Raw genomic sequence first — 14,264 nt, forward strand, 5'->3', positions numbered from 1 at the left:
ATGAATTTAAATATTTCACCAGTAAAGGGTTTTACTTTGGTTGAACTCATGGTTGTGGTCGTAATTGTAGCTATATTTGCTGCGGTTGCGATTCCATCCTATCAAGCTACTGTACGACGTGGTCAGGCTGCGCAAGCACAAGATCAACTCCAACAAATAGCAATGATGTTAGATAAGCATAAGTCTCGCAACTTTAGCTATGAGGGAGCTAATGTGCCAACGGATTTGAGGGTGCTGCCTAAAGGTGCAACTGGAACAGCTGTTAAGTACAATTTTGTTTTAGTTCCTGGCGCCACCGGACAAACATGGGTTGTGACAGCTGAAAGTCAAGATACGCGAAACTTTAGCTTCTTAATGTCAAGCACAGGCTTGCGCTGTAAAAATAAGACTTGGGCTAATATTAATACCACGACCATGACGTGTGGAGCGGGGCATGAAGAATGGTAAATGAAAATAAAGGCTTTACGCTTATCGAACTCATGATTGTGGTGGCAATTATAGGTATCCTTGCTGCGATTACTTATCCTTCATATCAGGAATATGTTCGAAAAACGAAAAGAACTGAAGCTCAAGCTGAGTTATTGGATATTGCTCAAAAAATACAGCGCTATAAAATTGCTAATTTTTCTTATATGAAAGATGTTGGAGGGACACCAACGGCTATTACGTTAGCAGATATACAGCACTCAGGAAATATTCCATCACAAGGTGAAGTCCTATATACCGTCGCTTTAACTAATGTCGGGTTGAGTACATGGACACTTGTAGCTACTCCTAAAACCGGTACTGTGGTTGCTAACAATGGTGTTCTTTGTTTAAATCAAAGAAACCAGAAATTTTGGGCTAAGGGTGCGGTAGCTTGTGCCTTGAGTGAAACATCTACTTGGGACGGTCGCTAACTCAAATCCAAAATTCTACCTAAATACTTTTTGATCTTTCATTCAGGGCAAAGTTCAAGTAAAATACTGCCCTCTATGAAAGGGGTTTGAGCTGTATCGATGGTCGGTACAAGGATAATCCGTAAAAACTATAAGGTTCTATCATGGTTGTTATTCGTCTTGCACGCGGTGGTGCTAAAAAACGTCCGTTCTATCAAATTATTGTGACTGATAGCCGTAATGCACGTGACGGTCGTTTCATCGAACGTATCGGTTTCTTCAACCCTACAGCTCAAGGTAAAGCAGAAAAACTTCGTTTAGATGCTGACCGTTTTGCTCACTGGGTTTCTCAAGGTGCTCAACCTTCTGATCGTGTTGCTTCTTTAGCTGCTCAAGCTAAAAAAGCTGCAGTTGCTGCATAATTTTTATATAAATTAGGTAGTAGCTTGCCCATGACACCAACACAGAATGTTCCCGAAGATCGTATTCAGATTGGACAGTTACGTTCAGCATATGGATTAAATGGGTGGCTCTGGGTCTATTCCAATACAGACCCCATGAGCAACATATTTGACTATCTGCCTTGGTACATTGAGACCAAAGCAGGTTGGCAAATTGTCGATGTAAAACGTTGGAAACCACATGGTAAAGGCCTGGTTGTTTCGCTGAAAGGTGTGAGTGATCGCACTGCTGCAGACGAACTGGTTGGCTCCAATGTCTGGATCTCTAAATCGCAACTGCCTCAAGCTGGTGTAGATGAGTATTACTGGTCTGATTTGAAAGGTCTAACGGTGTTAGGTCTGGATGAGCAGGAACAAGAAATCAATCTCGGTCAAATTTTTGAGCTGTTTGAAACAGGTGCTAATGATGTGATGGTAGTTCGCGCAACTGCCGACAGCATCGATGGCGAAGAGCGAATGATTCCATGGCATAAAGATGTGGTGCAACGCGTTGATCTTGAAGCTGGTCGTATCTACGTCAATTGGGGCGTAGATTACTAAGAATTTTTCGGAAATAAGGGAGTCTGCGATGTTCTTTGCAGTCATTACGCTTTTTCCTGAAATGTTTGAAGCGATTACAGCCTATGGTATTAGCGGGCGCGCAGCAAAACGTGAATTGATGCAAATTCATTGCATCAATCCTCGCGATTATGCGACGGGCAACTATAAACGCGTGGATGAACGTCCATTCGGTGGTGGTCCGGGTATGGTGATGATGGCTGAGCCTCTGGCAAAAGCAATCCAGCATGCCAAAGAGCTTGCAACGCAAGCGGGTGCAGTTCAGGTTCCTGTGGTGTATATGTCACCGCAAGGAAAAACCTTAAACGAAACTGCGGTACAGGATTTTGTCAAATATGACGGATTAATTGTACTCTGTGGACGTTATGAAGGCGTCGATGAACGTTTGATCCAGCAATATGTTGATCAGGAATGGTCAATTGGAGATTACGTGTTGTCGGGTGGTGAACTTCCTGCGATGGTTTTATTGGACAGTATTATCCGGAGACTTCCGGGTGCCATGTCTGATGAACAGTCACACGTGCAAGACTCATTTGTGGATGGTCTGCTAGATTGCCCACAATATACCAAGCCAGATCATTTTGAAGGTTTGGATGTGCCTGAGGTGTTAAAGTCCGGGCATCATGCCAATATTGAAAAATGGCGGTTTTTGCAGCGATATCAGCGTACACTTGAACGCCGCCCAGAGTTGGTGGAAAAAGTCGAACTGAGCAAGCAGCAGAAAAAATGGCTAAAAGATTTGTAAGATATTGATGAGTGATCATTTCTGTCTTCAAGCAAGTACTTAAAATGATTTAAGTATTCTTTAATAGGCTCTTTATGGTTGAGATGGTCAACCATAAAGGGAAAGATAATCGGGTGTATGCGCTTTAGCCTCTATACCCAGCGATGATCAGACCTCTTCTGACTCGCACATATTGGAGATACCCCATGAGCGGTAAGCATCCTTTAGTTCAAGTAATTGAAAACGCACAATTGAAACAAGACATCCCTGCTTTTGCACCAGGTGATACAGTTATTGTTCAAGTTAAAGTAAAAGAAGGCGAGCGTGAGCGTTTACAGGCGTTCGAAGGCGTTGTAATTGCTAAGAAAAACCGTGGTTTGAACTCTGCGTTCACAGTACGTAAAATTTCTAGCGGTGTTGGCGTTGAGCGTGTATTCCAAACTCACTCTCCAATCGTTGCTGGTATCGAAGTGAAACGTCGTGGTGACGTTCGTCGTGCTAAACTTTACTACCTACGTGAATTGTCTGGTAAAGCTGCACGTATTCGTGAAAAATTACCAGCTCGTAAAACTAAAGCTTAATTTTAAGCTTTATACGAGTGAAAAAAATGCGCCTCTGGGCGCATTTTTTATGCCTGATTTTTATTTAGATTTATTCGAAATGTTCCTGCAAAGGCAAGATCATGGCATCCAAAATATCCAAGAAAATTTTATGCAGAAACATCAGGAATAATACAAAATATCCCCAAGACTGGAATCCTGCATTAAAAAGTTGAATGCAAATAAAACATTGTGTGATAGCCAGTAAAATACTGATCCATACATTTGCGATAATATGTCGATGACAAGAGGGGCAATAATAAGGCTCATATTTTTTAAATTGAAAAGGATTAATCACTTTTCGTTTGCAACAGGGGCAGATTCTTTTAAATCTGTTTTTGATTTCTATAGAACGTATCTGCATTTATTTTATTTCACAGTTCTTTTTATATTTGATGAATATTTTATATGCAGTTTAATCATGATTAACAAGTAAATTTTAAGAAAAAATTTAGCGAAAAATAAGATGGAAAAAGCCTCTGGATGAATAGAGGCTTGTGTAGCTCTATAAACCTTGCAGTTTTAAGCGGTTGGCATGCTGGCGATAAACATCGACTGGGTCTGGAGCAAAGACATTTTTTAACCCGAGTAACTGGTTCACTTCGTCCAGGTGGTTCCAGTTGTAGTTATCCCGAATGGTTTTACCGAATTTGGCACTACAGCGGGAGACCAGACCATCATTTTCCTTGCCGCCATCAATGAGCAGGGCTGTAACTTTGAGTGCTGAATCAGGATCGAGCGGGTTGGTAACTTGGCCTACACCTGTGAATGAATAGTTGTAGATACCTTTTTGTTGATATGCACCTTCACCACAGGTGGTAGTCGGCATACCCAGTGGATATTTCTGATTGAATTGCGCAGATCCTGCCAGGGTCAGGCTGCGACCACCAGCCAGAGAATCATGCGGGAAACTGTTCGGGTCTAACCCTTGTGCCCAGGTGATGGCCTTAGACACCAGGTTGATGCCACCCACTAAAGGCCCTTGTATCGGTGTACCTTCTGCTTGCAGGATCAGGTCTGCAACCGGGGAGCCCTTATGTGGAGCACCGACGGAAGTCAGGGAAGCAACTATTCCATTCCCCGCACCTGCGACATAACGAATGGTCGGGCCACCATGCGAATGACCGATCAGATTGACTTTCTTTGCACCGGTAATGGCCAGAATTTCATTTACTTGCTCTAAAAGTTGCTCACCACGAATTTCCGATGAGTTAAAAGGTGAGACACGGGTTGCCCAGACATTGCCGCCATTACGCGCCAGATCCGGTAAAATCTGATACCAGTAATCCAGTCCAAACTGGTCAGTACCGATCCGGATGAAACCCGCCATCCCATGTGCAAAGACAATCGGATATTGGGTCTTGGCATATTGTGAACTGGCTTTTGCTGTGACCTGACTGGCCTGGGTGGATGCCTGGGTGCTGAGACATGTACCTGCCAGCAGCAGGCCGGTGATTAATATTCCGAATTTCATTATATTTTCCTCACGTTTGTTGTTTTAACAGGATGATCCTCATCCAGTTGCCTAAAGTTCCCCTCTGTAGCAGGGACTTAGTTTCCTAAGTTTTTTTAATTAATAGAGATGATCTATTCATAAAGATGAGTGATTTATAAGCCTTGCAGTTTGAGTCGGTTGGCATGTTGGCGATACAGGGCGACCGGATCCTGCGCAAAGGCCCCCAAAATGCCGAAAAACTGGTTTACTTCATCAAAATGGTTATGGGCATAGTCCTGACGGATGATCTGGCCATAGCGTCCGCTACACAGTGGCAGGGCACCATCATTGGCTTCTCCTTTCAGAAAACTGCTACCTAAAGTCACGACTGTAGATTCAATCGCATCCAAGGAATTGGTTCCTTGGCGGTTGCCCATCCAGGAATAATGGTAAACTCCATTGGGTGTAAGTTTGCTGCCTTGTGACTGACAGTTTTGGGGAATGGCAGCGGAACCATATTTTCTATTGAAAGCCTGAATTGCCTCTGGGTTCATGGCTTGCAGTGCCTCGATCATACTGACCGGATACTGGTTGCCTGTAACCAGATTCATGCTGTGGCCCAGAATTGTCCCGATGGCATGAATAAAAGGTTCAAGCAGAGGTGTCTGGCTGGCATTGACAAAAACCGGTGTGCCTTGCATGGCGCCTGCAATGGCGGTTAAAGAAGCGGCTTTATGCGGTGCAACGCCCTCGATATATTGAATCGTTGGGCCACCTTGGCTATGCCCAATCAGATTGACTTTCTTCTGACCTGTCAGTGCCAGTACTTCATCAATTTGCATCAAGAGCTGTTCGCCACGCAGTTCATTGGATGCAACAGCAGACAATTCGGCAGAAAATACCCGTGCACCATGCCGGCTCAGGTCCTGGGGAATCTGATACCAGTAATCCAGACCGATGCTCTCCGTTCCAATCCGGTTAAAACCCAGACCAAAACCATGCACAAAGACCATCGGATATTTTGTCCTGGCATAACTTGAGAGGACAAAATTGCTTTTATATTGCTGTAATGCCGCGGCTTGCACAGGACCAGTTAATAGGGAAACCAATAGCAAAAAGCTTAAGTACGATATTATTTTTTTCATTGCAGCTTCCCGATTACGGATAGGTCAAATAAAAAATAATCAGAAAAAAGCCTATATCTCAGCTGAAATATAGGCACTCTGGGGTTATAAACCTTCTAATTTGAGCCGGTTGGCATGCTGGCGATAGAGGGCGACCGGATCGGGTGCAAACATACCCTTCAGACCAAACATCATGTTGGCCAGGTCCGTATGATTGAGTTTGTACTGGTCATGAATGACCTTGCCCATAAATGCACTACAGCGTGACACCATGCCATCATTGTCTTTACTGCCATAAGATAAAGGGCCGAGCTGCATCAGAACTGTATCAATATCCAGGGCATTGGTGGCTTGAGCTACACCTGTCCATGAATAATAATGGATGCCTTTACTGTCTTTCTGTTTTAAATTTTTATTGCAGTTTTCTGTGGACGCCAATACACCATCTTTGACCACCTGCTGCGCCACTGTGGCATTAAAAGTATTTGAGCCGGTCTGGGTCAGGGATTTCATGGAAGCATCAAAATCAATTTCCAGTTCAGGTTTAAACTGGCCCAGTGCAATCAATGGACCAATAATATAATCACCTAAAATGTTAAAGGCGGTACGGGTCAGGCGATTATTCTGAATATCATCTGCCACTTTGGAGCCATGGTAGGTTCCTGCAACGCCAGTGATAGACGCAATATACTGCGGCTGGGTCGCTGCAACATACAGCACTGTTGGTCCGCCATGGGAATGGCCAATCAAGTTCAGTTTTTGCTTGCCGGTAATTGCCAGAACCTCTTCAACCTGATGGATCAGTTGTTCCCCGCGATGCATCGTTGTATTTGCCGGTGATAATTGTGCAGCAAACACGGTTGAACCATTACGAGCCATATCTGGCAGAATCTGATACCAGTAATCCAGCCCGATACTATCGGTGCCAATACGTGACCAGCCTAACCAGCCATGCACCATCAGGATCGGATATTTGGTCTTGGCATAGTCGGATCTGCTCTTTTCGATGACTTGGGTTGCACTCGCTGCGGCCTGGGTCTGTGCAGAAAAGCTTAATCCCAGCGTTGTTATTAAAGCTACAGTCATAAACTGTGCTGTCTTACTAAAAGTACGCATAACTGTCCCTTTTTAATTTTATCGTTATTCAAGCAATCATTGCTTTGTATAAAGTGCTGCAAGCCACAAAATCAGAAGATGAAAATACAGTTCTGGCCTTCAGTGGCTGAGCAAATTTTCTTTTTAAAAAGAGGTATTTTTTCATTTCAAAGCGTTTAAACCATGTCATTTCAGGACATGCAGGACAGGAGGTTTTTACATTGTAAGCATATGTTTTATTTACACATGTATTTAAATTACAAGTGGCTGAAATACAAAAAGCTCGTGCGGGTTATTTTGTGTAAATAAGAAATATTTGGAAACAACTCTTAGGAGTTGTTTTTAGCACAACAATTAAGTCTTAAATATTGAGGTCATAAAAAAGCCATCAACAGGTGATGGCTTTTGGATTTAATCCGCGAAGAGTAACTTGGCCCCTTGATCATGGACCTGTTCAAAGGTTTCTGCCCGTAGCTGTTCTTGCGGTGTATTGAAATGCTTGCTACGCAGCTGGGCAATGGCTTGCTTTTTTGCTGTATCGGACATGCCGGACTGAGTAATCTGATCTCGTTCATCTAAATAGCCCGTCACCCGGTTTTTCCAGTCGCTGCGTTGTACATCCAGTTGCTCTAGTCGTTGTGTTGCTTCAGGGCCGACCAGATTAATCCGCATCTGCCGGATTTCATCACGGGAACCGCCACGGGCTTTAATATCTGCGGTGAGTTTGCGCAGATCTTCCAGTTTATTCAGTTGTTCCAGGTTTTCCTGCCAGTCCTGCGGGAGCTGCTGAAACAGTGCTTTGAGCTTTTGGGCTTTTTCAGTCTCAGTCAAGCTTTTGTCTGCCAATACACTCATCCGGTCCAGGGTATATTCATGATAGGCATCTTCTGTGCCAAACAAGCCTTCAATTTCATACTTGGAAAAGTACTGCTGGCGCAAATTCTGGGTACTGTTATAGATGCTACGATAATAGGCAGGATCTTCCTGATTCAGCCCAGTCGGTGCAGTGAGCTGGCCCAAACCCTCACGATACTGGATATAACGATCCCATAAATCCAGAATGTGCGAGAGTGCCGGTTCTTTATGATTCTGGCGAATATAGGCTTTAAAATCCTGCTGGATCTGCTGCAGATTTTTTTCACCAAACTGGGTAATAAAATATTCGAAACAGTTGCGGGTCTGTTCATTCACGATCAGACGATTGCTGGCATCTAACTGCATTTGACAATTAATTTCGGTATCTTGTTGGCTGGCACTGGGGAAAGCTGCATTGGCAGGGCCATTGACCAAGAGTGCGGTTTGCTCTGCCTGAGTGTCAGTTACAGGCGTTTTTGTCCCGGTATCTGCCTGGGTATTTTCTTTTGGAGACAGCCATAAGATCAGCATGAGGATGCACAGCATCAGCAACGCCAGAATGATCCATATTTTATATTTCTGCATATCCTATGCACCTATTTTCTCGTTATTTCATTATTTTTAGATGTTCAAGCTTTTAGATATTCAAGCCGGCTCAATATGCTATAAAAATCATTAGAGACTATAGAAAAGTTGTAAATCATCTCACAGGGTTTTACCATGGCGCCAATTTATAAAATGTCTGATTTTTTGCCATGAAAGCATCATCTCCTAAAATTCAGCGTCGTCATCTCAGTGGTGTCTTCCTGCTCAATAAGCCTTTGGGTATCAGTTCTAATGCCGCATTGCAAAGAGTCCGCTGGTTGTACCGTGCACAAAAAGCCGGCCATACTGGTGCGCTGGATCCGCTGGCATCCGGTTTATTGCCCGTGTGTTTGGGGGAGGCGACCAAGTTTTCGCATTATTTATTAGATTCGGTCAAGCGTTATCAGACGACCGTATTTTTGGGGCATAGCACCACCACGGGCGATGTGGAAGGTGAGGTGCTTCTGGAAAAAGCAGTTCCTGAACTCTCGGAAGCCTTGATTCAGGACACATTGGCACAGTTTATCGGGGATATCCAGCAAGTGCCGCCGATGTATTCTGCCTTGAAAAAGGAAGGCCGCCCTTTATACGAACTGGCGCGCAAAGGTATCGAGATTGAACGTGAAGCACGTCCGATTACCATTTTAGCGATTGAGCTTTTATCCTTTACGGAAAACAGTATCACGCTGGATATTACCTGTTCTAAAGGTACTTATATCCGGGTTTTGGGGGAAGATATTGCCAAAGCGCTAGGAACTTATGGCCATCTGACTTATCTGCATCGCATCAAAACCGGCCATTTTGATTTGATTCCGAGTTATACCATTGAATATCTGGAAAGCCTGAGCGAAGCAGAGCGTGATGCACTGTTATTGCCGGCCTATGCACCGGTTGATCATTTTCCAAAAGTGCAGATACCCGAAGGTCGTGCAGAATATTTTAGCCGCGGCATGGAAAGTAATATCGAACATGAAGCAGCTGAACAGGTACTGGTTTTTGATGGTGAGAAATGTCTGGGTCTGGCAGAAATTACTGACAAAAAACGTCTGGTACCTAAACGCGTCCTAAACCTCTAATCGAGTCAATATATGGAAATTGAGATCATCATCAGTCTGGTTGTCTTTGCATTTTTTGCAGGGGCGATTGATGCTGCCGTGGGCGGTGGTGGTCTGATCCAGATCCCGGCAATTATGGGGACTTTACCGCATTTACAGCCTGCTACGGTCTTTGGCACCAATAAACTCGCGTCCATTTGTGGCACCGCTTCTGCGGCATTTTCCTATCTGCGTCAGGTAAAACTGCCCTGGTTGCTCTTGGGCGTGATTGCACTGTGCAGTTTTGTCAGTTCTTTTATTGGTGCAGCCAGCGTTACGCTAATTCCAGTCGAGATACTTAAGCCTTTTGTGCTGGTCATGTTGATCGTGATCGCAATCTATACCTTAATGAAAAAACAGTTTGGCCAGGTGCATACCGAACAAAAACTGAATCGGAAAATGCTGATTCTGGCCGCTTTGGGCAGTCTGGTGATTGGCTTTTATGATGGTATCTTTGGTCCGGGCACCGGTAGTTTCTTTATTTTCTTTTTTATTCGCTATTTAAGCGTCGACTTCCTGCATGCATCGGCCTTATCGAAAATTGCCAATTTCACCACCAACCTGGCCGCCTTAAGCTTTTTTATTCCCAGTGGCAATGTGCTGTTTATGGTCGGGGCAATGATGGCGGTAGCCAATATTTGTGGTTCCTTGGTCGGGGTGCGTTTGGCATTTAAATATGGCAGTGGTTTTATCCGGATTTTATTCCTGATTCTGGTCAGTCTGCTGATTTGCCGGATGGCATACCAGATGTTTTTTTAGATCTAAACCCGATGTAAATCATTCTCGATATTAAAATTTCTTAACAAATCACTGTATAAACTGCGTCTGAACCTGTTCTGAAAATCTTCTAGAATCAATGATATGAAAAATAAAACAATCGGAGAAATATCGGAATGACGACTATTTTTGAAGCATTAAGAGAGAGTCATGAGATTCAGCGTGATCTTGCAGAAAAACTATTACAGACTTCCGGGGATACACCAGAACGCCGCGAGCTGTTCAAGCAACTGAAAAATGAATTATTTGCCCATGAAGCTGCGGAAGACCGTTATTTTTATATTCCCTTGATGATGACTGATTCGGGCCTGAATATTACCCGCCATGCCTTGGCCGAACATCATGAAATGGATGAAATGATCGAGGAATTAACTGCAACTGAATTGAGTAATCCGGGCTGGATTGCCATGGCCAAAAAACTTTCCGAAAAGGTGCATCATCACTTAAAAGAAGAGGAACATGGTTTCTTCCAGCAGGCCGGTAAAATTCTGGATGAAAAGCAGAAGACTGCTTTAGCAGTGCAGTACCAGAATGAATACCAGCGTTATAAAGACATGAAAAAAGATATGCTGGTACAAAGCTAAGCTTTAAATTCAAGTCGAATAAATAAAAAAGATGGCAGTAGTACCATCTTTTTTATGCCTTCTATATTTTTCTTTCAAAGCAAGTAAAAACACAGAATGGATAGAATATTTAATTAGTTTTTCAAATTCCAATTAAGCCTTTTAGGTATTCTTTTCTGCCGATCCTTGACGGGCGGCACGTACCGTCACGCCGACTGATGCCAGCATGATACAGATCAGTGCCACGGTCTGAAGAAGCGTAATTTTTTCGCCTAATAGTACAAAACCGGCCAGTGCGGCCAAAGCCGGAGACAGGCTGGACAAGGTACCATAGCTGGTTTTATTCAAATGCTGAAGTGCCTTTAAATCCAGAGCATAAGGAATGGCTGTTGCCAGTACAGCAATGCTAATTGCCTTGCCCCAGTACTGGGTGTCTATCAAGGCAGGAGCATTGTTATACAGTCCGATCGGTAACAGGCATAAGGCTGAAATACTGATCGCAATAGTCAGTGCATGCATGCCGATATTTTGCTGCACCACACGTTGGCCAAAGAAAATATACAATGCCCAGCATAAACCCGCACCTAAAGCACAGGCGGCGCCGAGCAGGTCGAAATTACTGCTATTGGCCTGTCCCCATGGCACCATCAGTACAATACCCAGCATTGCCAGCATTACCCAGACATAATCTTTGCGGTTTTGAATCGAAATAAGAGCCAAGCCGAGCGGACCAATAAATTCTAGCCCTACCGCAATCCCTTGGGGGAGTTTGCCCAGCGACATATAGAACAGGATATTCATTACGCCTAAAGCGGCGCTATAGCAGAGTAAATCCCGCCATTTCAAAAAAGGCAAACGCTGAATGATTTTCCAGGAACGAAACATCACGCCGACAATGATCGCTGCAAAACAGAGTCTTAAAATGGTCACTGTGATAGGGTCAAGGACCAGAAAAAGTTGCTTGGCGAAGGATGCACTGATCTGGTACGAGGTCATGGATAAAACCATGTACAACACAGCAAGGAGTTGGGCGTTTGGCATGGGAGTTACTTACACCAGAAAGGTGTAATCGGGACATGGAAGAAAGCGGGATTATAGCAAAATGGTTAATTTTTGATGAGTAGGGCAGAGCAATATTTTATCAGGGTCCAGTAATATCTGGACTCAATCCATCCGGGTTTTTGGCTTGATCAAATCCATGAGGATCAGCTTTTCAAAATTGAAGCGAGCTGAGGTGTGATTACAAATTAATCAATTTTTAATTTGATCTTATTTTTATATTTATTAAAATGTCTTAGATCCCGATTCGGGATGGCATTAAAATAACAATGAAAATAATAAGGTAGATAATAATGAAATTAAGAATACTTTCCTGCGCCATTTTAAGCTGTATGCTTGCAGCATGTGGAGGCTCTGATAATTCTGATAATAATACACCAGCTCCTAGCCCACCGGCTCCGACCAATCCTAGTAATCCGAATAATCCTACTCCGGGTGATGGCGCATCAGACACGGTTTCGGAATTCTATAACTACCAGTTCAACCTGCCGAATGCTGAAGCCCCAGAGATGGAGTCGAAAAAACTTCTATTGGCCAGTCATAAAAATAAAATTACTGACGGCATATTATATGCGGATGATAACAGTGCCGTGGATACTGAATATGATGTTGAAGATGACATGGTCTTTCCGACTTATGTCACAGACAAAGGTGTATTCCCTGCAGATCAGAACCGTACAGCCTTAGGTTACAAGCTGGAAAAAGTACTGGAAAATACGACAACTCAATTCAAGAGCCGTCCTGTAACCATACCGGAGAACAACATCAGTAATCATCGTCACATAGCATGGTACGATCTGTCAGGCAAAGCATTAACTGAGCGTACCAATATTGCCGGGGTGAAAATGTATGAGGATACTGAGACCAGAACCTTGTTTAACAGTGATAGCGCCACAGCAGCTGACCGCAAGTATTATAATGCCTTTGCGACCAATTTTATTGATTTGCAGAAGGCCCGCAAGTTCCCGAATGGGTCTAAATGTTTCCGTCTTCTGGCTGAACACCCTGAAGAAGAATATATTGAATTTAACCCGGTAGAAAAAACTCGCTATACCACACTGGCTGAATGGCAGGCACAAGCCTCTGTCCAGGAGATGGCAAAAACTATTCTAGATGGCACCATGGCTGGTTTGAAATATAAAAAGGCAGAATATAAAGATGCTGCCATGCAATATTACAAATATTTCGGTGCGATCGAATATCAGGGAGGAATTTATGACAGTGCCTTCTCGGAACATGGGGAACATATTGATCATGACGATTATATTGCCCAATCAAGACAGGTTGCCTTGGACAGATTAAAGGCAGAAGATGCAAGCTCTTTAATGATCAAATGGACAGAATACAGTTATGATCAGCTCGCTTCAGGTTGTGATGGCTACAATGTTGCAGCAGCCAATGCACTGAATACGGCAATTAAAGACGCCACACCACGTTAAAAGCATTTTAATACAGCTATCTTAAATAAAGGCGCTCTAGCGCCTTTATTTTTATTCAAGTTTTTTGTCTTTGAGTCGTGACCGTGCAGCCAATTGAAGCGCTAATAATGGTAGCGAGTGCCAGCCATTGGGTCCATAATAAGGTTTCACCCAGGAATACGAAACCGGAAAGCGCTGCAACTGCAGGTTCCAGACTCATCAAGGTCCCAAAACTCAAGGCAGTTAAATTTCGCAGGGCAATCATTTCCAGCGTAAAAGGCAGGGCACTGGCCAGCACAGCCAAAGCGACAAAATACAGCAAGCTCATCGGTTCAAAAGTATGTGCTGGCATTCCTGTAAATAGTGCAATTGGCATCAGCACCAGCATGCCGACAAACATTCCCAGACACACTGTATGATTGCCGGAAACCCCGGAAGGCTTCTGTCCAGCGACGATATACAGTGCCCAGCAGGCACCTGCACCCAAGGCAAATAGAATTCCGATCGGATCAAGCTGTTGTGTGGCCTGATTAAAAGGAAACAGCAACACCAGTCCCAGAATTGCCATTCCAACCCAGACAAAGTCGAACTTTTGTCGGGCGTGGAACAGGGCAACACTTAAGGGGCCAATAAATTCAAAAGAAACTGCAATTCCGAGAGGCAGGCGATCAATCGCCAGATAGAACAGCATATTCATACCAGCCAGAGCTAGCCCATAGCTGATAATCGCTGACCATTTCACCTGTTTGAAGTTAATTTGCCAGATTTTAAAAATCAGTGCCAAAATCAATGCGCCGAGGAGCAGGCGCATGGCTGAAACGGTCAGAATGGGAAACTGACCGAACAGATATTTGGCAAAGGAACCACTGCTTTGCATACTGATCATGGCGATTAGCAAAATCAGCGGTGCTTGCACCACTGGTGCAATTTTAAAATTTGGCATGACTAAATTTGTTTCGATGACTCGAAGAGCGGGAGCACAGCAAACGCTGGATCAGGCTTAAACCTAAAAACCTTGAAGCAATAAAAAAAGCCACAG

Annotated in this window: 16 protein-coding genes; 10 read left to right on the top strand and 6 right to left on the bottom strand. The window is 43.9% G+C overall.

Annotation, left to right across the window (positions count from 1 at the left end; genetic code table 11):
• The 6 genes from AY607_RS09120 to rplS all read left to right on the top strand — a co-directional run bounded on the left by AY607_RS09120 (position 1) and on the right by rplS (position 3,202).
• The gene (locus AY607_RS09120; protein ID WP_064094577.1) at positions 1–447 is read left to right on the top strand and encodes a type IV pilin protein; all 447 of its coding nucleotides are present in this window, start codon (positions 1–3) and stop codon (positions 445–447) included.
• Complete coding sequence (locus AY607_RS09125) at positions 441–899, top strand: type IV pilin protein (RefSeq protein WP_064094576.1); 459 nt, start codon at positions 441–443, stop codon at positions 897–899. The genes AY607_RS09120 and AY607_RS09125 overlap by 7 nt, the downstream gene beginning before the upstream one ends.
• 143 nt (positions 900–1,042) lie before the next feature.
• Positions 1,043–1,300 carry a 30S ribosomal protein S16 gene (gene rpsP / locus AY607_RS09130; protein ID WP_004281198.1) on the top strand — a complete coding sequence of 86 codons (258 nt, stop codon included), beginning with the start codon at positions 1,043–1,045 and terminating at the stop codon, positions 1,298–1,300.
• Positions 1,301–1,330: 30 nt separating this feature from the next.
• On the top strand, positions 1,331–1,879 hold the full coding sequence (gene rimM, locus AY607_RS09135; protein ID WP_064094575.1) for a ribosome maturation factor RimM: 549 nt from the start codon (positions 1,331–1,333) through the stop codon (positions 1,877–1,879).
• Positions 1,880–1,907: 28 nt separating this feature from the next.
• Positions 1,908–2,642 (top strand): tRNA (guanosine(37)-N1)-methyltransferase TrmD, encoded by a 735-nt coding sequence (gene trmD / locus AY607_RS09140; protein ID WP_064094574.1) that lies wholly within the window; start codon positions 1,908–1,910, stop codon positions 2,640–2,642.
• A 185-nt stretch (positions 2,643–2,827) separates the two neighbouring features.
• Positions 2,828–3,202, top strand: coding sequence for a 50S ribosomal protein L19 (gene rplS, locus AY607_RS09145; protein WP_005101283.1), 375 nt, complete (start codon positions 2,828–2,830; stop codon positions 3,200–3,202).
• Between the two features lie 523 nt (positions 3,203–3,725).
• On the opposite strand, the gene AY607_RS09155 is transcribed toward rplS, so the two are convergent.
• The 4 genes from AY607_RS09155 to AY607_RS09170 form a co-directional block, all read right to left on the bottom strand.
• The gene (locus AY607_RS09155) at positions 3,726–4,694 is read right to left on the bottom strand and encodes an esterase/lipase family protein (protein ID WP_064094572.1); all 969 of its coding nucleotides are present in this window, start codon (positions 4,692–4,694) and stop codon (positions 3,726–3,728) included.
• A 134-nt stretch (positions 4,695–4,828) separates the two neighbouring features.
• Positions 4,829–5,800 carry an esterase/lipase family protein gene (locus tag AY607_RS09160; protein WP_064102390.1) on the bottom strand — a complete coding sequence of 324 codons (972 nt, stop codon included), beginning with the start codon at positions 5,798–5,800 and terminating at the stop codon, positions 4,829–4,831.
• Between the two features lie 84 nt (positions 5,801–5,884).
• Positions 5,885–6,895, bottom strand: coding sequence for an esterase/lipase family protein (locus tag AY607_RS09165; protein ID WP_064102391.1), 1,011 nt, complete (start codon positions 6,893–6,895; stop codon positions 5,885–5,887).
• A gap of 390 nt (positions 6,896–7,285) precedes the next feature.
• On the bottom strand, positions 7,286–8,314 hold the full coding sequence (locus AY607_RS09170) for a lipase secretion chaperone (RefSeq protein ID WP_064102392.1): 1,029 nt from the start codon (positions 8,312–8,314) through the stop codon (positions 7,286–7,288).
• A 170-nt stretch (positions 8,315–8,484) separates the two neighbouring features.
• On the opposite strand from AY607_RS09170, the gene truB reads away from it, so the two are divergent.
• The 3 genes from truB (at position 8,485) to AY607_RS09185 (ending at position 10,769) form a co-directional block, all read left to right on the top strand.
• Positions 8,485–9,390 (top strand): tRNA pseudouridine(55) synthase TruB, encoded by a 906-nt coding sequence (gene truB, locus AY607_RS09175; RefSeq protein ID WP_064102393.1) that lies wholly within the window; start codon positions 8,485–8,487, stop codon positions 9,388–9,390.
• Between the two features lie 12 nt (positions 9,391–9,402).
• Positions 9,403–10,167 (top strand): sulfite exporter TauE/SafE family protein, encoded by a 765-nt coding sequence (locus tag AY607_RS09180; RefSeq protein WP_064102394.1) that lies wholly within the window; start codon positions 9,403–9,405, stop codon positions 10,165–10,167.
• Positions 10,168–10,301: 134 nt separating this feature from the next.
• Complete coding sequence (locus tag AY607_RS09185; RefSeq protein ID WP_005248295.1) at positions 10,302–10,769, top strand: hemerythrin domain-containing protein; 468 nt, start codon at positions 10,302–10,304, stop codon at positions 10,767–10,769.
• A 141-nt stretch (positions 10,770–10,910) separates the two neighbouring features.
• Here AY607_RS09185 and AY607_RS09190 read toward each other — a convergent pair whose 3' ends face one another.
• The gene (locus tag AY607_RS09190) at positions 10,911–11,789 is read right to left on the bottom strand and encodes an EamA family transporter (RefSeq protein WP_064102395.1); all 879 of its coding nucleotides are present in this window, start codon (positions 11,787–11,789) and stop codon (positions 10,911–10,913) included.
• A gap of 311 nt (positions 11,790–12,100) precedes the next feature.
• Between AY607_RS09190 and AY607_RS09195 the strand changes: the two genes are divergently transcribed.
• Positions 12,101–13,246 carry a hypothetical protein gene (locus AY607_RS09195; RefSeq protein WP_064102396.1) on the top strand — a complete coding sequence of 382 codons (1,146 nt, stop codon included), beginning with the start codon at positions 12,101–12,103 and terminating at the stop codon, positions 13,244–13,246.
• 55 nt (positions 13,247–13,301) lie between these two features.
• On the opposite strand, the gene AY607_RS09200 is transcribed toward AY607_RS09195, so the two are convergent.
• Positions 13,302–14,168 carry an EamA family transporter gene (locus AY607_RS09200; protein ID WP_064102397.1) on the bottom strand — a complete coding sequence of 289 codons (867 nt, stop codon included), beginning with the start codon at positions 14,166–14,168 and terminating at the stop codon, positions 13,302–13,304.
• Between the last annotated feature and the right edge of the window lie 96 nt (positions 14,169–14,264).

Source organism: Acinetobacter sp. SFA (genome assembly GCF_001647535.1).
Taxonomy (GTDB): Bacteria; Pseudomonadota; Gammaproteobacteria; order Pseudomonadales; family Moraxellaceae; genus Acinetobacter; species Acinetobacter pecorum.

Coding starts and splice junctions, on each gene's coding strand:
- AY607_RS09120 (WP_064094577.1), top strand. CDS start 1: ATGAATTTAAATATTTCACCAGTAAAGGGTTTTACTTTGGTTGAACTC.
- AY607_RS09125 (WP_064094576.1), top strand. CDS start 441: ATGGTAAATGAAAATAAAGGCTTTACGCTTATCGAACTCATGATTGTG.
- rpsP (WP_004281198.1), top strand. CDS start 1,043: ATGGTTGTTATTCGTCTTGCACGCGGTGGTGCTAAAAAACGTCCGTTC.
- rimM (WP_064094575.1), top strand. CDS start 1,331: ATGACACCAACACAGAATGTTCCCGAAGATCGTATTCAGATTGGACAG.
- trmD (WP_064094574.1), top strand. CDS start 1,908: ATGTTCTTTGCAGTCATTACGCTTTTTCCTGAAATGTTTGAAGCGATT.
- rplS (WP_005101283.1), top strand. CDS start 2,828: ATGAGCGGTAAGCATCCTTTAGTTCAAGTAATTGAAAACGCACAATTG.
- AY607_RS09155 (WP_064094572.1), bottom strand. CDS start 4,694: ATGAAATTCGGAATATTAATCACCGGCCTGCTGCTGGCAGGTACATGT.
- AY607_RS09160 (WP_064102390.1), bottom strand. CDS start 5,800: ATGAAAAAAATAATATCGTACTTAAGCTTTTTGCTATTGGTTTCCCTA.
- AY607_RS09165 (WP_064102391.1), bottom strand. CDS start 6,895: ATGCGTACTTTTAGTAAGACAGCACAGTTTATGACTGTAGCTTTAATA.
- AY607_RS09170 (WP_064102392.1), bottom strand. CDS start 8,314: ATGCAGAAATATAAAATATGGATCATTCTGGCGTTGCTGATGCTGTGC.
- truB (WP_064102393.1), top strand. CDS start 8,485: ATGAAAGCATCATCTCCTAAAATTCAGCGTCGTCATCTCAGTGGTGTC.
- AY607_RS09180 (WP_064102394.1), top strand. CDS start 9,403: ATGGAAATTGAGATCATCATCAGTCTGGTTGTCTTTGCATTTTTTGCA.
- AY607_RS09185 (WP_005248295.1), top strand. CDS start 10,302: ATGACGACTATTTTTGAAGCATTAAGAGAGAGTCATGAGATTCAGCGT.
- AY607_RS09190 (WP_064102395.1), bottom strand. CDS start 11,789: ATGCCAAACGCCCAACTCCTTGCTGTGTTGTACATGGTTTTATCCATG.
- AY607_RS09195 (WP_064102396.1), top strand. CDS start 12,101: ATGAAATTAAGAATACTTTCCTGCGCCATTTTAAGCTGTATGCTTGCA.
- AY607_RS09200 (WP_064102397.1), bottom strand. CDS start 14,168: ATGCCAAATTTTAAAATTGCACCAGTGGTGCAAGCACCGCTGATTTTG.